This window comes from Phytoactinopolyspora endophytica (assembly GCF_004138495.1).
GTDB classification, from domain to species: domain Bacteria; phylum Actinomycetota; class Actinomycetes; order Jiangellales; family Jiangellaceae; genus Phytoactinopolyspora; species Phytoactinopolyspora endophytica.
In genome coordinates this window covers 515,659-516,042 of sequence record NZ_ML142851.1, presented here as the reverse complement: position 1 = coordinate 516,042, position 384 = coordinate 515,659, and the positions used below count along the sequence as shown (strand labels likewise).

Below are 384 nucleotides of genomic sequence, written 5' to 3'. Positions count from 1 at the left end.
CAACGGCTTCGTCGTCGCTGCCGTCGCCGCCGGAGTCGGAGCCGTCGTCGCGGCGGTGCTTACTCCTCCGAAGCCCGCAGAGGTGGTCACGAGCGACGTCCCGAGCTGACCTGGCGCTGATCCCCGTACGCGATCCGTCGCGTACGGGGATCAGCTGGTCAGGCCAAACGATCACCACCCAGTGGCGCCCCGGGTATGCAGGTCTACCCGGCGCGCTCGGTGTCTCGTCCCAGGCGGCGCGCCAGTAGCGTCGAGATACCGGCGCTGACCAGGTCGACCACGATGAAGATCACCCGTGCGGTCACCGCCACCGCAGCCGCCACACCCGAGGAGCTCAGGCTGGTCGCCGCCGCGACGAACACGGCCTCCCGCACGCCGACGCCG

At 70.8% G+C, this 384-nt stretch carries 1 pseudogene; it reads right to left on the bottom strand.

The window, feature by feature from the left end:
- Positions 1-203 precede the first annotated feature (203 nt).
- Positions 204-384, bottom strand: a pseudogene (locus ELR45_RS34800) (hypothetical protein); the annotation flags it as partial.